At 57.0% G+C, this 20,466-nt stretch carries 15 protein-coding genes, 3 tRNA genes and 1 pseudogene; 15 read left to right on the plus strand and 4 right to left on the minus strand.

From position 1 onward, the window contains the following. Window positions 1-50 precede the first annotated feature (50 nt). A complete protein-coding gene (locus K5D32_RS06795) occupies window positions 51-1,904 on the minus strand; it encodes a sigma-54-dependent Fis family transcriptional regulator (RefSeq protein WP_221599551.1) in 1,854 nt (617 codons plus the stop codon). Window positions 1,905-2,203: 299 nt separating this feature from the next. Here K5D32_RS06795 and K5D32_RS06800 point away from each other — a divergent pair, with 299 nt between their 5' ends. The 6 genes from K5D32_RS06800 (at window position 2,204) to K5D32_RS06825 (ending at window position 8,208) form a co-directional block, all read left to right on the plus strand. Continuing rightward, window positions 2,204-3,298: an ABC transporter ATP-binding protein gene (locus K5D32_RS06800; RefSeq protein ID WP_221599552.1), complete on the plus strand. Its 1,095-nt coding sequence runs from the start codon at window positions 2,204-2,206 to the stop codon at window positions 3,296-3,298. After that, complete coding sequence (locus K5D32_RS06805; RefSeq protein ID WP_221599553.1) at window positions 3,298-4,407, plus strand: ABC transporter ATP-binding protein; 1,110 nt, start codon at window positions 3,298-3,300, stop codon at window positions 4,405-4,407. Before K5D32_RS06800 ends, K5D32_RS06805 begins: the two co-directional genes overlap by 1 nt. Continuing rightward, the gene (locus tag K5D32_RS06810; RefSeq protein WP_221593484.1) at window positions 4,404-5,267 is read left to right on the plus strand and encodes a carbohydrate ABC transporter permease; all 864 of its coding nucleotides are present in this window, start codon (window positions 4,404-4,406) and stop codon (window positions 5,265-5,267) included. Before K5D32_RS06805 ends, K5D32_RS06810 begins: the two co-directional genes overlap by 4 nt. A gap of 9 nt (window positions 5,268-5,276) precedes the next feature. Next, window positions 5,277-6,077, plus strand: a complete 801-nt coding sequence (locus K5D32_RS06815; RefSeq protein WP_025259218.1) for a carbohydrate ABC transporter permease — start codon at window positions 5,277-5,279, stop codon at window positions 6,075-6,077. A gap of 11 nt (window positions 6,078-6,088) precedes the next feature. Beyond that, the gene (locus K5D32_RS06820) at window positions 6,089-6,361 is read left to right on the plus strand and encodes a DUF2160 domain-containing protein (RefSeq protein WP_221599554.1); all 273 of its coding nucleotides are present in this window, start codon (window positions 6,089-6,091) and stop codon (window positions 6,359-6,361) included. Window positions 6,362-6,435: 74 nt separating this feature from the next. Continuing rightward, on the plus strand, window positions 6,436-8,208 hold the full coding sequence (locus K5D32_RS06825) for an ABC transporter substrate-binding protein (protein ID WP_221599555.1): 1,773 nt from the start codon (window positions 6,436-6,438) through the stop codon (window positions 8,206-8,208). A 58-nt stretch (window positions 8,209-8,266) separates the two neighbouring features. On the opposite strand, the gene folD is transcribed toward K5D32_RS06825, so the two are convergent. Continuing rightward, a complete protein-coding gene (gene folD, locus K5D32_RS06830) occupies window positions 8,267-9,121 on the minus strand; it encodes a bifunctional methylenetetrahydrofolate dehydrogenase/methenyltetrahydrofolate cyclohydrolase FolD (protein ID WP_221599556.1) in 855 nt (284 codons plus the stop codon). Window positions 9,122-9,418: 297 nt separating this feature from the next. On the opposite strand from folD, the gene K5D32_RS06835 reads away from it, so the two are divergent. The 3 genes from K5D32_RS06835 (at window position 9,419) to K5D32_RS06845 (ending at window position 9,772) form a co-directional block, all read left to right on the plus strand. Beyond that, window positions 9,419-9,495, plus strand: a tRNA-Arg gene (locus tag K5D32_RS06835). 53 nt (window positions 9,496-9,548) lie between these two features. Further along, window positions 9,549-9,624, plus strand: a tRNA-His gene (locus tag K5D32_RS06840). Between the two features lie 63 nt (window positions 9,625-9,687). Next, window positions 9,688-9,772, plus strand: a tRNA-Leu gene (locus K5D32_RS06845). 390 nt (window positions 9,773-10,162) lie between these two features. Here K5D32_RS06845 and K5D32_RS25900 read toward each other — a convergent pair. Continuing rightward, a pseudogene (locus K5D32_RS25900) lies at window positions 10,163-10,555 on the minus strand (type II toxin-antitoxin system HicB family antitoxin); the annotation flags it as partial. Between the two features lie 28 nt (window positions 10,556-10,583). Continuing rightward, the gene (locus tag K5D32_RS06855) at window positions 10,584-10,766 is read right to left on the minus strand and encodes a type II toxin-antitoxin system HicA family toxin (protein ID WP_221599558.1); all 183 of its coding nucleotides are present in this window, start codon (window positions 10,764-10,766) and stop codon (window positions 10,584-10,586) included. Between the two features lie 965 nt (window positions 10,767-11,731). On the opposite strand from K5D32_RS06855, the gene tig reads away from it, so the two are divergent. From tig to K5D32_RS06885, 6 genes are all read left to right on the plus strand, one after another. Further along, window positions 11,732-13,042 carry a trigger factor gene (gene tig, locus K5D32_RS06860; RefSeq protein ID WP_025259222.1) on the plus strand — a complete coding sequence of 437 codons (1,311 nt, stop codon included), beginning with the start codon at window positions 11,732-11,734 and terminating at the stop codon, window positions 13,040-13,042. 91 nt (window positions 13,043-13,133) lie between these two features. Continuing rightward, on the plus strand, window positions 13,134-13,775 hold the full coding sequence (gene clpP, locus K5D32_RS06865) for an ATP-dependent Clp endopeptidase proteolytic subunit ClpP (protein WP_025259223.1): 642 nt from the start codon (window positions 13,134-13,136) through the stop codon (window positions 13,773-13,775). Window positions 13,776-13,881: 106 nt separating this feature from the next. Then, entirely contained in the window at window positions 13,882-15,165 is a 1,284-nt protein-coding gene (clpX, locus tag K5D32_RS06870) for an ATP-dependent Clp protease ATP-binding subunit ClpX (RefSeq protein ID WP_025259224.1), read from the plus strand. 345 nt (window positions 15,166-15,510) lie between these two features. After that, entirely contained in the window at window positions 15,511-17,907 is a 2,397-nt protein-coding gene (gene lon / locus K5D32_RS06875; protein ID WP_025259225.1) for an endopeptidase La, read from the plus strand. Between the two features lie 146 nt (window positions 17,908-18,053). Next, window positions 18,054-18,326, plus strand: coding sequence for an HU family DNA-binding protein (locus K5D32_RS06880; protein WP_002552737.1), 273 nt, complete (start codon window positions 18,054-18,056; stop codon window positions 18,324-18,326). Window positions 18,327-18,531: 205 nt separating this feature from the next. Then, window positions 18,532-20,415, plus strand: a complete 1,884-nt coding sequence (locus tag K5D32_RS06885; protein WP_221576433.1) for a SurA N-terminal domain-containing protein — start codon at window positions 18,532-18,534, stop codon at window positions 20,413-20,415. The last annotated feature ends 51 nt before the right edge of the window (window positions 20,416-20,466 follow it).

The raw sequence follows: 20,466 nt of genomic DNA on the forward strand, positions 1-20,466 counted from the left end.
TCGCGAATGAATTCGCTCCTGCCGTAGGAGCGAATTTATTCGCGAAGAGCTTATTCACGAACCTCCCGCAACCGCTTGTAAAGCGTATTACGGCTGACCCCCAACCGCTTGGCCAGCTGTGAAATGTTGCCTCCGGCCGCCTGCAACAGGTGGTTCAGGTCTTCGGCACACGGAAAACTCCCCTTTATCTGCAAGACCGCCACAGGCTCGTCTCTGTCCTCATCCAGTTGCGCATCCAGAAAGAAGTCTTCCGGCAAATGCTCGAAGGTGATTTTCTGCTCGTCTGCCAACGCCAAGGCCACCTGAATCACGCTATTGAGCTGGCGAAGATTGCCCGGCCACGGATGATGCTCGAACAGATCAAGTACCTCGCTGGAAAAACCCGCCCGTTGCTGAGGTTCGCGATGCCGTTCCCAGATGCGCTGGATCAGCGCCTGTTTATCGGTGCGTTCGCGCAGTGGCGGCAGCTCTATGTTCAGTCCGCTGATCCGGTAATACAGGTCCTGACGGAAATGCCCGGTCTGCACCCGTTCGCGCAGGCTGTGGTTGGTGGCCGAGATCAGACGGATATCCACCGGATATAGCTCGCTGCTGCCCAGCGGTTGAACGCAGCGCTCCTGCAATACCCGCAACAGGCGTGCCTGCACCGCCATTGGCATGTCGCCGATTTCATCAAGAAACAGGGTGCCTTTATCGGCCTTGCGGATCAGGCCGATGCTGCCTTTCTGGTGAGCACCAGTGAACGCACCCTTGGTGTAGCCAAACAGCTCCGACTCCACCAGTTCGGCCGGAATCGCCGCGCAGTTGACGGCGATCATCGGTTGGCTGGCGCGAGAGCTGCCCAGATGCAGGGCTTTGACGAACACTTCCTTGCCGACCCCTGTCTCGCCGTGGATCAACAGCGGGATGTCTTTTTCCAGCAGCCGCTGGGCCTGGCTTACCGCTTTTTCGACTTTTGCATCGCCCAGATTGATGGCGTTCAGGTCGAGGGGGTGTTGTGGGGCGACCGGTTGCTCAGGCCGCACCGGCTGCAATAGCTGGATCGGTTTGCGCCGTGGACGCTTGAGCAGGCACTGGAAGCGGTTATTGCCAAAGGCATGCAGCGCGAAAGGGCGTGCTTCGGTTTCGCTGAGCAGTTGCAGGATCGGGCATTTGAACAGGTCCTCGATACTGACGCCGGTCAGCCGCACGCCCAGCAGGTTGTCGGCCCGCCGATTGGCGCAGAGGATTCTGCCGCTTTCGTCGAAAATCAGTAGACCCGCCCATTGGCTGTCCAGATTGTTCAGGCCGGTATTGAAGATCAGCTGGAAATGAGTGTCGCGAAACTGGTCGAGAATCAGCCGGTTTTCCACCGACTGACTCATCATCTTTACCATGCCCAGGGTGTGAGAGGGCGGCAGGAAGCTGTCGCTGGAAACGTCGAGTATCGCAATCATGCGCCGGTCTGCATCGAAGATCGGGGAGGCGGAGCCCGTCATGAAACGATTTGCCTTGAGAAAGTGCTCGTCGGGCTCGATATGCACCGCCTGTTCGCAGGCCAGCGCCGTACCGATGGCGTTGGTCCCCGCACCGCGCTCGCTCCAGCTTGCCCCGGCCATGAAACCCTGGGTCTGCGCAGCATCGATGAAGCGTTGGGTGCCCCATGACTTGAGCAACTGGCCGTGATTGTCGGCCAGCAGGATCAGGCAGTTGGAGTTGCTGAGGATGTTTTCATAGACCGGCAGCACTTCCTGATGGGTGGTCTGCACCAGGGCGTTATGGCGTTCCAGCAGTTGTGAAACCTGCGCGCCCGGCAGCCCGCCGAACGAGGGGCGCGACTGATGACTGAGACCGAAGTCCCGGCAGCGCGTCCATGAATCCTGAATGATGATGTCGTGAGCAAGTGACGCACTGGAATTGGCCATTAGCATGGATCCTGCGAGTGCCTTGTTGTTTTTGTTTTAGGTCTTGCATGGAGCGTCCGTGCCCGAAGTGTTCATCCAGTGTCGTTCACTGCTGTTCAAAGTCAATGTTCAATTTGTTCAGGTGTTCAGCTTTTTTTGTTCACTTTTGTTCAGCTCTGAAGGTGCGTTTACGGTGTGATGAATGCCAGGCGCTCTAGCTCGGGCCTTTGAAGAAAATGCAGCGATCTGGCACGAATGTCGCTGTATGTAACCTGTATTGAGCTGCACCCCCGACAAGAAAAAATAACAAAGGGCACGCCATGTCACTTACGTTGGAACACGTCAGTCGCGCAGTCGATGGCCAGATATGGATCGACGACGCATCCCTGAGTTTTGAGCCCGGGTCCTTCAATGTGTTGTTGGGCCGAACGCTGTCTGGCAAGACCAGCCTGATGCGTCTGATGGCGGGTCTGGACAAGCCCGACACGGGGCGGGTGTTGATGAACGGGGTCGATGTCACCCGGCGGCCGGTACGCCAGCGCAATGTGTCGATGGTCTATCAGCAGTTCATCAATTACCCCAGCATGACCGTCTTCGAGAATATCGCTTCGCCACTGCGGCAGGCCGGTATGTCCAGGGAGGTTATCCAGGAGCGCGTGCTGGAAACCGCGAAGATGCTGCGCATCGAAAAATTCCTCCAGCGCCATCCTCTGGAGCTGTCCGGCGGGCAGCAGCAGCGTACGGCCATGGCCAGGGCGCTGGTCAAGGATGCGGAGCTGATCCTGTTCGATGAGCCGCTGGTCAACCTTGACTACAAACTGCGCGAAGAGCTGCGTCAGGAAATGCGCGAGCTATTCGCGGCCCGCCATACCATCGCCATCTATGCCACCACCGAGCCCAACGAAGCGCTGGCCCTGGGTGGCACGACCACCATTCTCCACGAAGGGCGGGTGGTGCAGACCGGCAAGGCGGCCGAGGTCTACCAGAGGCCAAGTACCGTGCTGGCGGCTGAACTGTTCTCCGAGCCACCCATCAACCTGATGCCCGGCCGCATCGAGGGTAATGAAGTCAGTTTCGCCAACTTCGTGCATTTCCCCCTCAATGCCGACCTGCGCAAGATCGGTGACGGTGAATACCGCTTCGGGGTGCGGCCCAGCCATTTGAGCCTGGTGCCGTCCAACGATGACGATCTGGAGCTGGCGGTGACTGTCGAGCTGGCGGAAATCAGCGGTTCCGAAACCTTTCTGCATGTGCGCAACGAGCTGTTTGCTCTGGTGCTGCATTTGCCCGGCGTGCATGGCTATGACGTCGATGCCGCAATCCGGGTCTATATCCCGACCCATAAACTCTTTGTGTTCGATCAGATGGGGCTCCTGATTCAGGCGCCCGGTCTGCGCATGGCGAGGGTTGCCTGATGGCCGAGATCCGTTTGCTGAACCTGGCCCACAGTTACAGCGCCAATCCGGGGCCGGACGATTACGCCATCCGGGAAATGACCCATATCTGGGAGCAGGGCGGCGCTTATGCGCTGCTCGGGCCTTCCGGGTGCGGCAAGTCGACCTTGCTCAATATCATTTCCGGCCTGCTGAGCCCGTCTCAGGGGCAAGTGCTGTTTGACTCCAAAGAGGTCAATGACCTGAGCCCCGAGCGCCGCAACATCGCTCAGGTTTTCCAGTTCCCCGTGGTCTACGACACCATGACCGTGTTCGATAATCTTGCCTTCCCGCTGCGCAATCAGGGGCTGGACGAGAAGCGGGTGCAGGCCAAGGTGCAGGAAATCGCCGAAGTCCTGGATTTGCAGCTTTTGCTGAAAAAGAAGGCGCGCAACCTGACGGCTGACGAAAAGCAGAAGGTTTCAATGGGGCGCGGGCTGGTTCGCGATGACGTCTCGGCCATCCTGTTCGATGAGCCGCTGACGGTGATCGACCCGCACCTGAAGTGGAAGCTGCGCCGCAAGCTCAAGCAGATTCACGAGCAGTTCAATATCACCATGGTCTACGTCACCCACGATCAACTGGAGGCCTCGACCTTCGCCGACAAGATCGCGGTGATGTACGGCGGGCAGATCGTGCAGTTCGGTACGCCGCGTGAGCTGTTCGAGAAGCCGCGACACACTTTTGTCGGTTATTTCATTGGCAGTCCGGGCATGAACCTGATCGAGGTCCGGCCGCAGGGCGATGGTGTGGTGTTTGGTGATGTGCAGGTGCCGCTCTCCGGCCCCTTGCAGCAGGTGATTGCCCACACGCCTTTTACCAGCCTGAAGATCGGCATTCGCCCGGAGTTCATTCATGTCTGGGATGGCCCTTACGATGAGGCGATGTGTGCTGAGGTTGTACAGGTGGCGGACCTTGGCACCTACAAGATCGTGACCCTTTCCCTGGCCGGGCAAACCCTGAAGGCGCGCCTGCCTGAAGACAAGCCTGTGCCACAAGGCCAGGCCTGGATCAGTTTCCCGGCGCAATGGCTGATGCTGTATGCCGATGATTTCTTGCTTGAGTCCGGTCCTGAGCGGGGTGCGCCATGAACAAGGTCTATAACAACAAGGCCTGGTGGCTTGTGTTGCCGGTTTTCCTGCTTGTGGCCTTCAGTGCCATCGTGCCGATGATGACCGTGGTCAACTACTCGGTGCAGGACATTTTCGATCAGACCAACCGCTATTTCGTGGGCGCTGACTGGTATCGACAGGTCCTGCAGGACCCGCGCCTGCACGATTCGCTGCTGCGCCAGTTCATTTATTCGGGCTGTGTGCTGCTGATCGAAATCCCCTTGGGTATTGCCATCGCCCTGACCATGCCCACCAAGGGGCGCTGGTCGACGCTGTGCCTGATCGTGATGACCATACCGTTGCTGATTCCCTGGAACGTGGTGGGCACCATCTGGCAGATCTTTGGCCGGGCCGATATCGGTCTGCTGGGCTGGAGCCTCAATCAGCTGGGCATCAGCTACAACTATGCCGCCAACACCATGGATGCCTGGGTGACGGTGCTGGTCATGGACGTCTGGCACTGGACGTCACTGGTCGCGCTGCTGTGTTACTCGGGGTTGCGGGCCATTCCGGACGTGTACTACCAGGCGGCGCGAATCGATCGGGCATCGAGCTGGGCCGTGTTCCGGCATATCCAGTTGCCGAAGATGAAAAGCGTGCTGCTGATCGCGGTGATGTTGCGCTTCATGGACAGCTTCATGATCTATACCGAGCCGTTTGTCCTCACCGGCGGCGGGCCGGGCAATGCCACGACCTTCCTGAGCCAGACCCTGACGCAAATGGCTATCGGCCAGTTCGACCTTGGCCCGGCTGCAGCGTTCTCGCTGGTGTACTTCCTGATCATCCTGCTGGTTTCGTGGCTGTTCTATACCGCCATGACCCATAGCGACAAGAACTGAGGATCGGCCATGAATGCACGCAAGGCTGTGCCGTTATTGATCTACATCCTGTTCCTGCTGGTGCCGATCTATTGGCTGTTGAACATGTCGTTCAAGAGCAACACCGAGATTCTCGGTGGCCTGACGCTCTGGCCGCAGGATTTCACGCTGGCCAATTACCGGGTGATTTTCACCGACCCCAGTTGGTACAACGGTTATCTCAACTCGCTGTATTACGTGTGCCTGAACACCGTCATTTCCCTGGCTGTGGCATTGCCAGCGGCTTATGCGTTCTCGCGCTACCGGTTTCTGGGCGACAAGCATCTGTTCTTCTGGCTGCTGACCAATCGCATGGCACCACCGGCGGTGTTCTTGCTGCCGTTCTTCCAGCTCTATTCCTCGATCGGCCTGTTCGACACCCATATTGCCGTGGCGCTGGCGCACTGCCTGTTCAACGTACCGCTGGCGGTGTGGATTCTGGAAGGCTTCATGTCGGGCGTCCCCAAGGAAATCGACGAGACGGCTTATATCGACGGCTATAGTTTTCCTCGCTTCTTCGTGAAGATCTTCGTGCCGCTGATTGGCTCCGGCATCGGCGTGACGGCGTTCTTCTGCTTCATGTTTTCCTGGGTTGAGCTGCTGCTGGCGCGCACCCTGACGTCGGTCAACGCCAAGCCCATCGCGGCAGTCATGACCCGCACCGTATCGGCATCGGGTATCGATTGGGGTGTGCTGGCGGCGGCAGGCGTGCTGACCATTCTGCCGGGCATGCTGGTGATCTGGTTTGTTCGCAATCACGTGGTCAAGGGCTTTGCCCTGGGCCGGGTCTGAGGAGTCGAGATATGGAGTGGATGGCCTGGACTTCACTGACGGCGGGTTTCTTCGGTTCTATCGCTATGCTGCTGGTGGGCATGACGGTGTGGGAGCTGAGTTCGCCCTGTGTCGAGCGGCGCGGTTTTCTGCCGATCGAAACCAGCCGTGGTGATCGTTTGTTTATCGGACTGCTGGCAAGTGCCTACCTGCATTTGCTGGTCATCGGCGTGACGGACTGGAGTATCTGGGTCGCCTCGCTGGTATCGCTGGTGTGGTTGTTTGTCGTAATGCGTTGGGGGTAGCCGGGCAACTGTTCGTGCCGGGACTGTCCGGGAGGCGGCAACGTGCCCTGGGTAATAATCATCTGGAGGTGTCTATGTTCTACAAAAACAACAAGCTGAGACATAGCGTGGCGCTGGCTTCGATGCTGGCATGCAGTGGATTGAGCGTGACGGCGTGGGCGGATGCCTATGAGGATGCCGCGAAAAAATGGATCGGCTCCGAATTCAAGCCTTCGACCCTGACCCCCGAGCAGCAACTGGCGGAGCTGGAATGGTTCATCAAGGCCGCTGAACCGTTTCGCGGGATGGAAATCAAGGTGGTGTCGGAAACCCTGACCACCCACGAATATGAATCCAAGACCCTGGCCAAGGCGTTTACCGAAATCACCGGGATCAAGCTCACCCATGACCTGGTGCAGGAAGGGGATGTGATCGAGAAGATCCAGACCCAGATGCAGTCGGACAAGAACATCTATGACGGCTGGGTCAACGATTCGGACCTGATCGGCACTCACTTCCGCTACGGAAAGGCGCAATCGCTGACCGAGCTGATGGCCAGCGATGCCGGCAAAAAGGTGACTTCTCCGACCCTGGACCTGAAAGACTTTATCGGTCTGTCTTTCACGACTGCGCCGGACGGCAAGGTCTATCAGTTGCCTGACCAGCAGTTCGCGAACCTTTACTGGTTCCGTGCCGACTGGTTCGAGCGTGCGGACCTCAAGGCGAAGTTCCAGGCCAAGTACGGCTATGAGCTGGGTGTGCCGGTCAACTGGTCTGCCTACGAGGACATTGCCAAGTTCTTCAGCGAAGACGTCAAGGAAATCGACGGCAAACGCATTTATGGGCACATGGACTACGGCAAGAAAGACCCGTCCCTGGGCTGGCGCTTCACCGATGCCTGGTTCTCCATGGCCGGTGGCGGCGACAAGGGCTTGCCCAACGGTTTGCCGGTGGACGAGTGGGGGATTCGTGTAGAGAACTGCCGTCCGGTGGGCTCCAGCATCACTCGCGGTGGCGACACCAACGGCCCGGCCGCAGTGTTCGCGACTCAGAAATACATCGACTGGCTCAAGGCTTATGCGCCACCGGAAGCGGCAGGCATGACGTTCTCCGAGTCTGGCCCGGTGCCTTCTCAGGGTAACGTCGCGCAGCAGATCTTCTGGTACACCGCCTTTACAGCAGACATGACCAAACCCGGTTTGCCGGTGATGAATGCCGATGGCACGCCCAAGTGGCGCATGGCCCCTTCACCCAAGGGGCCGTACTGGAAAGACGGCATGAAGCTGGGCTATCAGGATGTGGGTTCGTGGACCTTCCTGTACTCGACACCCGAGAAACAGCGCTTGGCAGCCTGGCTGTACGCGCAGTTCGTGACCTCGAAAACCGTTTCCCTGAAGAAAACCATCGTGGGCCTGACGCCGATTCGTGAGTCGGACATCAACTCCAGGGAAATGACCGAACTGGCGCCCAAGCTGGGTGGTCTGGTGGAGTTCTATCGCAGCCCGGCCCGTGTGCAATGGTCGCCAACCGGCACCAACGTCCCTGATTATCCGAAGCTGGCGCAACTGTGGTGGAGTCACGTAGCGGAAGCGGTCACCGGCGAGAAAACCGCACAGCAGGCTCTGGACGGTCTGGCCAAGGATCAGGATTCGATCCTGATGCGTCTTGAACGCTCCAAGGCTCAGGAGAAGAGTGGTTGTGCGCCGAAGCTGAACCCGGAAACCACGGCTGAAGAGTGGTACAAGAAGGGTGAGGCGTCCCCGGATGGCTGGGCTGCTCCGCAACGCAAACTGGCCAACGAGAAACCGAAAGGCGAAACCGTGTCGTACTCCGAACTGCTCAAGAGCTGGGAGGCGGCACGCAAGTAATCGGTGACAGAAATGAAAACGGCACCTCATGAGGTGCCGTTTTTCATGGTGGAAACACTCAGTCGTGCAGGGTTTCTGCAGCGTACAGGGTGTTTTCCAGCAGGCAGGCGCGAGTCATCGGGCCGACACCGCCAGGGACCGGAGTGATCCAGCCAGCGCGGGGCAGGGCGGTTTCGTACACGACGTCACCCACAAGCTTGCCGTCTTCCTGGCGGTTGATACCCACGTCGATGACGATGGCACCGGGCTTGATCCACTCGCCCTTGACCAGACCGGGTTTGCCAGCGGCCACCACCACCAGATCGGCGCGGCCCACATGGCCTGCCAGATCCTTGGTGAAACGGTGGGTCACGGTGACGGTGCAGCCGGCCAGCAACAGTTCCATCGCCATCGGACGGCCGACGATATTGGAAGCGCCGACAACCACTGCGTCCAGCCCGTACAGATCGACACCGGTGCTTTCCAGCAGAGTCATGATCCCTTTCGGGGTGCAGGGGCGCAGCAGCGGGATGCGCTGGGCCAGACGACCGACGTTATAAGGGTGGAAGCCATCAACATCCTTGTCCGGGCGAATGCGCTCAAGCAGCAGGGATGCGTCCAGATGCTCGGGCAATGGCAGTTGCAGCAGAATGCCGTCGACATCGGCGTCGCCGTTGAGGCGATCGATCAGCTCTGTCAGCGCAACCTGTGTGGTCTCGGCGGGCAGGTCGTAGGCCTGGGAAATGAAGCCGACTTCCTCGCAGTCCTTGCGCTTGTGAGAGACATAAACCTGGGAAGCGGGGTCGCTGCCCACCAGAATCACCGCGAGGCCTGGCGTGCGCAGGCCTTGCTCGCGACGTTCGGCGACACGTTTGGCGATCTGCTGGCGCAGGCTGGCGGCGATCGCTTTGCCGTCGATAAGTTGTGCAGTCATGACGCGTGATTAACCATCGAGAGGGAAAAAATGAGCGCGCATTCTCGCATGACATGGCGCAAGGGCAAAGGCGCTTGGTCTGTATATTCAGCTAACTCCTTTATCTAACTGAATTTTTTTCAAAAAAGAGTTGACGACCCTGGGGGGCGTCTATAAGATTCGTCGCACTTGCCGGGCAGCACCCAGCACTGCTGAAGAAGCTGGCGTTGGTTGATGTGAGTCAGGTGGGGTTGAAGTTCAACTCGACGTGATTGAAAGCCTTCTGATTTGTACTCGATAAGAATGCAGATTATATAAGTGCCCGTAGCTCAGCTGGATAGAGCATCCGCCTTCTAAGCGGATGGTCGCAGGTTCGAGTCCTGCCGGGTGCGCCATTTAATGGCGGCTTTGGCACGGTAGGTAAGTTGTAAGAGTTGCATGCAATATGGTGGGCGTAGCTCAGTTGGTAGAGCACAGGATTGTGACTCCTGTTGTCGTGGGTTCGATCCCCATCGTCCACCCCATATTCAGAGAGGCGCCAGATTTATTACATATAAACTGGCGCCTTTGCTTTAAAAGCTTGTAACGCGGATGTGGTGGAATTGGTAGACACACTGGATTTAGGTTCCAGCGCCGCAAGGTGTGAGAGTTCGAGTCTCTCCGTCCGCACCATACAAGGTTTCGCAGTCATTCAGTGACATGCGCGAAACACAGGAATAAAGCCGCCTTGAGCGGCTTTTTTCTTTTCTGGCTGTTTTTATCTTCTTTCGCTCTATTTATGTACGCTGGCGCGTCCCTTTTCGTCATAGAGCGCTGCTAAGGGTTTGTTGCGCTAAAGCTGACTTCAATCTCGGTAATGCCGTTGGAGATGAGTGCTTCCGAGAAATCGCTGCCTGCCTTCAGGGGTAGGCCCTCAATGATGCATATGGTGCGACAGGCAAAGTAGAGGGCGGACTCGCTTTCGGGTCTGTGAGCCTTTGCTGCGGTTGGTACCTCGCGCTTCTCGCCGCGAGAATTCAGGTACGAGATCTTTCTGACAGACATGGAATCTCCTTTCAGTTGTAGAGCTCTCAATGCTGTTTCAGCCAGGAAGGTGGATCTGCTTTTCAGGTTGTGAGTCTCGACATACTTGTCGATCTGCTGAATCACGGAGCCGGGCAACGTGACGTTCACCTTCTCGGTCTTGCCCAGATAAGGGGTGATATCAATCTCAAGCATTCCCCATCCCATGCCTGCGAAATCAGGATTCTTGACGTGCCCAGCCATAGCGGTTGGCGTTGGAATGTCTCCGCCGCCTGCTGCGATCTCCTGCAGCATGATGTGAGCAATTTCGACTGCCGCTGTGTGCGCCTCATCAAAAGTGTCGCCTGCGGTAATAGCTCCTGGAATGTCGGGGATCTGAATGCCGAAGGCGGTGTTCTCGTCACCCCATTCGATGCACATTGGATATTTCATGTGGTTCTCCTGCAAAGGTGAAGCTGGGTTACAGCAGTCCGGCTAGTTTCTTGATTGCCCTTACCGTTCCAATTGGTAGGTCTTTCCTGGGGTGGGGTACTGGAACTGTCTGGGTTTTGTCTGGGTGTTTGAACATGTGGTGGCTTCCGGTGACGCGATCCAGAATCCATCCATCTGCTTCAAGCTCCTTGAAGAGTTGCCTGCTTTGCACCTCCGCCTCCTTGGGTGGTTGATGTGAAAGGTATGACTCTGGGGTTATGTTTGTCAATTTAAAAAAGGTGTGTCTGGGGTTATTTTTTTTGTGTGGTTGAGCCTCAGCTAGTGGTGTGCTGATGACTGCTGGTCACGACGATAAGGTGGATGTCTGTAATCAGGAGCTCGCCCCGCCGAGCCCTGACGCCATTTGAAGTGGCGCTGTATATGCCTTGCGGCGATGGATATGTGGGCAAGGGCAGAGGATATGATGCGTGCTGCCATGAAGTGGGATATCTATATATATAGCGGTGGCGGGGATCGACTTGGATAACAAGGTGCAGTTGCGCGGAACCGTAAGTGGTGGTGCTGTTGGGGTGCTGGCGACACTTCCATCTGAGGCTCGTCCGCAAAGCGACCTGTTTTTCCCGGTGGGTACGGGAGTCAGCCCTGCCATTGTACAAGTTGATCTGTCCGGGATCTCGTTCAATCTCGGGGTATAGCGCCTGGTGTCTGGATGTTGGCATTACATCGATCTGGAGTGTGTGCTGGATATTTCCAATAAAATCAGTGACATGAACGGATAAATGTGGTTTCCTCCGTCCGCACCCAGATATAGGGTAGTGAGTTTCTTGAAAAACTCACTATTTGAAGGAGCCGCCCAGTGCGGCTTCTTTTGTTTCAGCGTGTTGGTTTTATCGTCTCGCTGGTCGGTTGGCGCATTGCCGCCGGTCGAGCGGGGCGCGCTACGTGGATGGAATCGGTAGCGGTCCGGCGCACGTGCTTCCTTTATATAGCCCGTGCCAGACGCGTTGCCGGTGCAGTAACGGCCTTGTTGCCCTTGCTCGCCAGCAGTCCGATTCCATCCTCTTAAATCTGCCCTTTTTCAGTAGGGTGACTTCTTGAGTTTGACCCACTAGAATGCATGCCCTTGATTCTGGGGTCGGAAACGGCCGGCTAACGTCTGTGCAACGAGGAATATCCATGCAAGTTTCTGTTGAAAATACTTCCGCTCTTGAGCGCCGCATGACCATTGGCGTGCCTGCCGAACGCATCGAGACTGAAGTCAACAAGCGTCTGCAGCAGACCGCACGTAAAGCCAAGATCCCGGGCTTCCGCCCTGGCAAAGTGCCTATGAGCGTGATCCGTCAGCGTTATGAAGATGGCGCACGTCAGGAAGCGCTGGGCGATCTGATTCAGGCTACCTTCTACGAAGCAGTGGTCGAGCAGAAGCTGAACCCGGCTGGCGCACCTGCTGTAGAGCCAAAGTCCTTCGAGAAAGGCAAGGACCTGGAATACATCGCTACTTTCGAAGTGTTCCCTGAGTTCACCGTCGCAGGTTTCGAGTCCATCTCCGTCGAGCGCCTGTCCGCTGACGTGGCTGACAGCGACCTGGACAACATGCTGGAAATCCTGCGCAAGCAGAACGTTCGTTTTGAAGTGGCCGATCGTGCTGCCCAGAACGAAGACCAGCTGAACATCGATTTTGTTGGCAAGGTTGATGGCGAAGTCTTCGCTGGCGGTTCTGCCACTGGCACCCAGCTGGTTCTGGGTTCCGGCCGCATGATCCCTGGTTTCGAAGATGGTCTGGTTGGCGCCAAGGCGGGTGAAGAGCGCGTTCTGAACGTCACCTTCCCTGAGGACTACCAGAACCTGGAGCTGGCTGGCAAAGCTGCTGAGTTCACCGTTACCGTCAACAGTGTTTCCGCACCAACGCTGCCTGAGCTGAACGAAGAGTTCTTCAAGCAGTTCGGTATCAAGGAAACCGGTATCGAAGGTTTCCGCACCGAAGTTCGCAAGAACATGGAGCGTGAGCTGCGTCAGGCCATCAAGTCCAAGGTCAAGAACCAGGTCATGGACGGTCTGCTGGCTGCCAACCCGATCGAAGTGCCAAAAGCGCTGCTGGAAAACGAAGTCAACCGTCTGCGCGTCCAGGCTGTTCAACAGTTCGGTGGCAACATCAAGCCTGACCAACTGCCGGCCGAGCTGTTCGAAGAGCAAGCCAAGCGTCGTGTCGAGCTGGGCCTGATCGTTGCTGAAGTGGTCAAGCAGTTCGAGCTCAAGCCAGACGACGCTCGCGTTCGTGATCTGATCCAGGAAATGGCCTCTGCCTATCAAGAGCCTGAGCAGGTTGTTGCCTGGTACTACAAGAACGAGCAGCAAATGAACGAAGTACGTTCTGTTGTGCTTGAAGAGCAAGTTGTAGATACTGTTTTGCAGAAAGCTAGCGTGACCGACAAATCGGTCTCCTACGAAGAAGCGGTCAAGCCGGTGGAAGCTCCAAAAGCCGACTGATTTCTCCTTTCGTTCGAAAACACCCACAAGCCAGCCTTCGCGCTGGCTTGTGCGTATTCAAGACTCGACTATTTGGGAGTGAATGCAGGACATGTCCCGCAATTCTTATATTCAGCAGAACTCTGACATCCAGGCCGCTGGCGGCCTGGTCCCGATGGTTATCGAGCAGTCCGCCCGTGGCGAACGCGCCTATGACATCTACTCGCGCCTTCTCAAGGAGCGTGTGATCTTTATGGTTGGTCCGGTAGAGGACTACATGGCCAACCTTATTGCGGCGCAACTGCTGTTCCTTGAAGCGGAAAACCCGGACAAGGATATCCATCTCTACATCAACTCACCTGGCGGTTCGGTGACAGCAGGCATGTCGATCTACGACACCATGCAGTTCATCAAGCCGGACGTATCGACCATCTGTATCGGTCAGGCCTGCAGCATGGGTGCTTTCCTGCTGGCTGGCGGTGCCGAGGGCAAGCGTCATTGCCTGCCTAACTCGCGGATGATGATTCACCAGCCGTTGGGCGGTTTCCAGGGGCAGGCGTCGGATATCGACATCCATGCCAAGGAAATCCTGCACATTCGTCATCGCCTGAACTCGCTGCTGGCCCACCACACCGGTCAAAGCCTTGAAACCATTGAGCGCGATACCGAGCGCGACAATTTCATGAGCGCTGATCGCGCGGCGGAATACGGCCTGATCGACTCTGTGATCAACAAACGTCAAATGCCTGCCTAAGTAACTCAAAATGTAGGTGGTTGGACCAACCGACCACCTGCGGACTTGAAAAAGCCCGCAATAGCCTTCATCTTGTGTTGCAAGCCTACCGGATTGGATCGATCGAATGACTGACACCCGCAACGGCGAGGACAACGGCAAACTGCTCTATTGCTCCTTCTGTGGCAAAAGCCAGCATGAAGTGCGCAAATTGATTGCCGGCCCCTCGGTCTTTATCTGCGACGAGTGCGTCGACCTGTGCAATGACATCATCCGCGAGGAGGTGCAGGAAGCACAGGCAGAAAGCAGCGCGCATAAATTGCCTTCGCCTAAAGAAATCAGCGGCATCCTTGATCAGTATGTAATTGGTCAGGAACGTGCCAAAAAGGTTCTCGCAGTAGCGGTGTACAACCACTACAAACGCCTGAACCAGCGCGACAAGAAAAACGATGATGTTGAACTCGGCAAAAGCAACATCCTGCTGATCGGCCCTACAGGCTCCGGCAAGACCTTGCTCGCTGAAACACTGGCACGTCTGCTCAATGTACCGTTCACCATCGCCGATGCCACGACCCTGACCGAAGCCGGTTATGTCGGTGAGGACGTGGAAAACATCATTCAGAAGCTGTTGCAGAAATGCGATTACGACGTAGAAAAGGCCCAGATGGGTATTGTCTACATCGACGAAATCGACAAGATTTCCCGCAAATCCGACAACCCTTCGATTACTCGTGACGTTTCCGGTGAAGGCGTGCAGCAAGCCTTGCTGAAACTGATCGAGGGCACCGTGGCTTCCGTTCCTCCTCAAGGCGGACGCAAGCACCCACAGCAGGAATTCCTGCAGGTGGACACGCGCAATATCCTGTTTATCTGCGGTGGCGCTTTCTCGGGCCTGGAAAAAGTCATCCAGAACCGTTCGACCCGTGGCGGCATCGGCTTCAACGCCGAAGTGCGCAGCAAGGAAGAAGGCAAGAAGGTTGGCGAATCCCTGCGTGAAGTCGAGCCTGACGATCTGGTCAAGTTCGGTCTGATCCCCGAGTTCGTGGGCCGTCTGCCAGTGCTGGCGACGCTGGACGAGCTGGATGAGGCTGCGCTGATGCAGATCCTCACAGAGCCGAAAAACGCCCTTACCAAGCAGTATGCCAAGCTGTTCGAGATGGAAGGTGTGGACCTCGAGTTCCGTACCGACGCACTGAAATCGGTTGCTCGTCGTGCGCTGGAGCGCAAGACAGGTGCCCGCGGTCTGCGTTCCATCCTGGAAGGCGTATTGCTCGACACCATGTATGAAATCCCGTCGCAGACTGACGTGAGCAAAGTGGTGATCGACGAGAGCGTTATCGATGGCTCGTCCAAGCCGTTGCTGATCTACGAAAACAGCGAGCCGCCTGCCAAGGTTGCTCCTGACGCGTAAAGCGCAGCAAGAGACGTACAGAAGGGGGCCTGCGGGCCTCCTTCTGCATTTATGCATCGCCGCTTTTTGTATTCCCAGGGAACGTTTTCCCTCCGCGGGCCACTAGTATCCTGTCCAGTGAGTCATTTTGCTCTTTTGACAGCGCCTGTAACCGCCTGATTGTGTTGCCATTCCTCGTTATGAGCGGATGCGGCGGCCTGTCCGTCAGCTGCGCTCGTTCGTCAAAAAGAGAGCGTATTTTCAAAACAGGCCACTAAAGCTTGTTTTTTTTGAACGCTACCCCCATCTTGACTTCAAGCTACTTCCACCTGTCCACGGCCAATTGGCCGCCGTAGAGGCGAAATCATGAAGACCACAATCGAATTGCCTCTCTTGCCATTGCGTGATGTTGTGGTTTATCCGCACATGGTTATCCCGCTGTTCGTGGGGCGCGAGAAGTCTATCGAAGCTCTAGAAGCAGCGATGACCGGCGACAAGCAAATCCTGTTGCTGGCGCAAAGAAATCCGGCTGACGACGATCCCGATGAGAAAGCCCTTTATAGCGTAGGCACCATTGCAACCGTATTGCAGTTGCTCAAGTTGCCTGACGGTACCGTCAAGGTGCTGGTCGAAGGCGAGCAGCGTGGCTCTGTCGAGCGTTTCATCGAGGTCGAAGGCCATTGCCGCGCAGAAGTCGCGCTGATCGATGAGACCGAAGCGCCGGACCGTGAGTCCGAAGTTTTCGTACGCAGCCTGCTGTCGCAGTTCGAGCAGTATGTCCAGCTTGGCAAGAAAGTCCCTGCCGAAGTCCTGTCATCGCTCAACAGCATCGATGAGCCGGGTCGTCTGGTAGATACCATGGCAGCGCATATGGCGCTGAAAATCGAGCAGAAGCAGGAAATCCTCGAAATCATCGACCTGCCAGCCCGTGTCGAACACGTACTGGCCTTGCTGGATGCCGAAATCGACCTGCTGCAGGTTGAAAAGCGCATTCGCGGTCGCGTCAAGAAGCAGATGGAGCGCAGCCAGCGCGAGTACTACCTGAATGAGCAGATGAAGGCCATTCAGAAAGAACTGGGCGATGGCGATGAAGGCCACAACGAAATTGAAGAGCTGAAAAAGCGCATCGAAGCCGCCGGCTTGCCCAAAGATGCTCTGGCCAAGGCGACCGCCGAGCTGAACAAGCTCAAGCAAATGTCTCCGATGTCGGCTGAAGCCACTGTGGTGCGTTCCTACATCGACTGGCTGGTTCAGGTGCCGTGGAAGGCTCAGAGCAAGGTTCGCCTCGATCTGGGGCGCGCTGAGGCCATTCTCGACTCCGACCACTACGGTCTGGAAGAGGTCAAGGAACGCATCCTTGAATACCTCGCCGTGCAAAAGCGCGTGAAGAAGATTCGTGGGCCTGTACTGTGCCTCGTAGGGCCACCGGGCGTGGGTAAAACCTCCCTGGCCGAGTCCATCGCCAGCGCCACCAACCGCAAGTTCGTGCGCATGGCTCTGGGTGGCGTGCGTGACGAGGCCGAGATTCGTGGTCATCGCCGGACTTACATCGGGTCGATGCCAGGTCGTCTGATCCAGAAAATGACCAAGGTTGGCGTGCGCAACCCGCTGTTTCTTCTCGATGAAATCGACAAGATGGGCAGTGACATGCGTGGCGACCCTGCGTCGGCACTGCTTGAGGTGCTGGATCCCGAGCAGAACCACAACTTCAACGACCACTACCTGGAAGTCGATTACGACCTCTCGGATGTGATGTTCCTGTGTACCTCGAACTCGATGAACATCCCGCCAGCGTTGCTGGACCGGATGGAGGTCATCCGTCTGCCGGGCTACACCGAGGACGAGAAGGTCAACATTGCCGTCAAATACCTCTCGCCAAAACAGATTCAGGCCAATGGCCTGAAAAAAGGCGAAATCGAGTTCGACGATGATGCGATCCGCGACATCATTCGCTATTACACCCGTGAAGCGGGCGTGCGGGGTCTTGAACGTCAGATTGCCAAGGTCTGCCGCAAGGCGGTCAAAGAGCATGCGCTGGAAAAACGTTTTGCAATTCGTGTCACGACCGAGATGCTCGAACACTTCCTGGGCGTGCGCAAATTCCGCTACGGTCTGGCCGAGCAGCAGGACCAGATCGGTCAGGTTACCGGTCTTGCCTGGACTCAGGTCGGTGGCGAGTTGCTGACCATCGAAGCCGCTGTCATACCGGGCAAGGGGCAGTTGATCAAGACCGGTTCGCTGGGCGATGTCATGGTCGAATCGATCACTGCGGCGCAGACCGTCGTGCGCAGCCGGGCCAAGAGCCTGGGCATTGCGCCGGACTTCCACGAGAAGCACGACACCCACATTCACATGCCGGAAGGGGCCACTCCGAAGGATGGTCCTAGCGCTGGCGTAGGCATGTGCACGGCGCTGGTATCGGCCCTGACGCAGATTCCGGTACGTGCCGATGTGGCCATGACCGGTGAAATTACCCTTCGCGGACAGGTGCTGGCGATTGGTGGTCTGAAGGAAAAATTGCTGGCGGCGCATCGCGGTGGAATCAAGACCGTGATCATCCCGGAAGAGAATGTGCGCGATTTGAAGGAAATTCCTGACAATATCAAGCAGGATTTGCAGATCAAGCCCGTTAAATGGATTGACGAAGTCCTGCAAATTGCGCTGCAATACGCGCCGGAGCCCTTGCCGGATGTGGCTCCCGATATTGTTGCAAAGGATGAAAAACGCGAGTCTGACTCTAAGGAAAGAATTAGCACGCATTAAGTCTGTGTGGGCTTCCTTGACAGCTTTTTAAGGCCCTTGTTATAAAGCGGCTCTTTAAAGCAAGTGCCAGCAAGCCCACCAGTGCTCGTTTTGCTTACCACCAAAAACTTAGAAACATACTCAATATAGAGATAAGGGGACTTAGAGTGAACAAGTCGGAACTGATTGATGCTATCGCTGCATCTGCTGATATCCCGAAAGCTGCTGCTGGCCGTGCGCTGGATGCAGTGATCGAATCCGTCACTGGCGCTCTGAAGGCTGGCGACTCTGTTGTTCTGGTTGGCTTTGGTACTTTCTCCGTTACAGATCGTCCTGCTCGTATCGGTCGCAACCCACAGACTGGTAAGACGCTGGAAATCGCTGCTGCTAAAAAACCAGGTTTCAAAGCCGGTAAAGCCCTGAAAGAAGCGGTCAACTAAGCCTCTTCAAGCCTTTGCCCGCCGGGCCGGAGTCAATCCGGGCCGGTAGCGGAGCGGTGGTGCAGCCGGTTGCAACGCCGGAGGGTTCGAGCCCTTCCGCTTCGTCAGTTACGAGAAGGCGCATCCTCGGATGCGCCTTTCTTCTATCCGCTTTCTACCCACGCTCTGCGGTTGGTTAGTCGGTTCAACCGTTTTGGGGGACGCAATGCTGCAGAATATCAGGGACAATTCACAAGGCTGGATTGCCAAGACAATTATCGGGATCATCATCGCGTTGATGGCCCTGACGGGCATCGAGGCGCTGTTCACCGCCAGTGGCAACGGGCAGAACGCTGCCGAGGTCAACGGCGAGAAGGTGTCTCAGAACGAACTGAGCCAGGCCGTCGACATGCAACGTCGCCAACTGGCTCAGCAGCTGACTCAACAGTTGGGCAAGGATTTCGATCCTGCGATGCTGGATGAAAAGCTGTTGCGTGAATCGGCTCTCAAGGGCCTGATCGATCGCAAGCTGCTGCTTCAGGGCGCAGCCGATGCCAAGTTCGCCTTTTCCGAGGCCGCGCTGGATCAGCAACTGCTGATGACGCCTGAATTCCAGGTCGACGGCAAGTTCAACGCTGACCGCTTTGATCAGGTCATCCGCCAGCTGGGCTACAGCCGCATGCAGTTCCGCCAGTTGCTGGGTCAGGAAATGCTCATCGGTCAGGTTCGCGCCGGTATCGCTGGCAGTGCTTTCGTGACTGACAAAGAGGTCGAGGCTTTTGCCAGTCTGGAAAAACAGACCCGCGATTTTGCCAGCCTGACCCTGCCCGTCGATCTGTCTGCCGCGAAAGTGACCGATGACGAAGTCAAGGCTCACTACGACCAGCATGCCAAGGAGTTCATGAGTCCTGAGCAGGTCGTGCTTGATTACATCGAATTGAAGAAGTCGACCTTCTTCGACAAGGTGCAGGTCAAGGACGAAGACTTGCAGGCGGCTTACCAGAGTGAAATCGCCAATCTGGCCGAGCAGCGTCGTGCTGCGCACATCCTGATTGAAGTCAACGACAAGCTCAATGAAACCCAGGCCAAGGCCAGGCTGGAAGAAATCCAGCAGCGTCTGGCCAAGGGCGAGAGTTTTGCCGCGCTGGCCAAGGAGTTCTCGCAGGATCCGGGCTCGTCGAACAAGGGTGGCGATCTGGGCTATGCCGGCAAGGGTGTCTACGATCCGGCCTTTGAAGAGGCGCTGTATGCCTTGAACAAGGATCAGGTTTCGCAGCCAGTGCGCACTGACTTCGGCTGGCACCTCATCAAGCTGTTGGGCGTTGAAGCACCTTCGGTGCCGAGCTTTGCCAGCCTGAAAGAGAAGCTGACCCATGATCTGAAGGCTCAGCAGGTCGAGCAGAAGTTTGTGGAAGTCACCAAGCAGCTCGAAGACTCTGCTTTCGAGTCGTCCGATCTGACTCAGCCGGCTCAGGATCTTGGCCTCAAGGTTCAGACCACCGCGCCGTTCGGTCGTGAAGGCGGCGAAGGCCTGACAGCCAATCGTGCAGTGATCCAGGCCGCATTCAGCCCGGAAGTGCTCGAAGAAGGCTCCAACAGCAACACGCTGGAACTGGATCCCGAGACTGTCGTGGTCGTGCGCTCCAAGGAACATCTGCAACCCAAGCAGTTGCCGCTTGAAAGCGTCGCGGGTTCCATTCGTGCCCAGTTGCTCAAGGAGCACGCCAGTGCTGCAGCCAAGGCCAAGGGCGAAGCCCTGCTGGCAGGTCTGCGCGATGGCAAGATTCCTTTGGCCGCCAAGCAGGACGGTCGTGCCTGGACAGTACTGGAAGCGGCCAGCCGCAGCCAGGACAGCGTAGATCCACAAGTGCTGCAAACGGTGTTCCGCATGCCCAAGCCAACTGGCAAGGACAAGCCGGAGTTTGCCAGCCTGACCGCAGCAGACGGCAGCTTCGTGATTGTGCGCCTCAATGGCGTGAATCAGGCTGCAGCGCCGAGCGATGCGGAAAAAACGCAATACCGCCGTTTCCTGGCTTCACGTGCCGGTCAGCAGGATTTCGCTGCCTACCGCTCGGAGCTGGAAAGCAAGGCGAAGATCGAGCGCTTCTAAGCTCTGTCTGATGTGATGCACCCAGAACGCCCGGTCCATAGACCGGGCGTT

Source organism: Pseudomonas cichorii, assembly GCF_019719005.1.
GTDB classification, from domain to species: domain Bacteria; phylum Pseudomonadota; class Gammaproteobacteria; order Pseudomonadales; family Pseudomonadaceae; genus Aquipseudomonas; species Aquipseudomonas cichorii_E.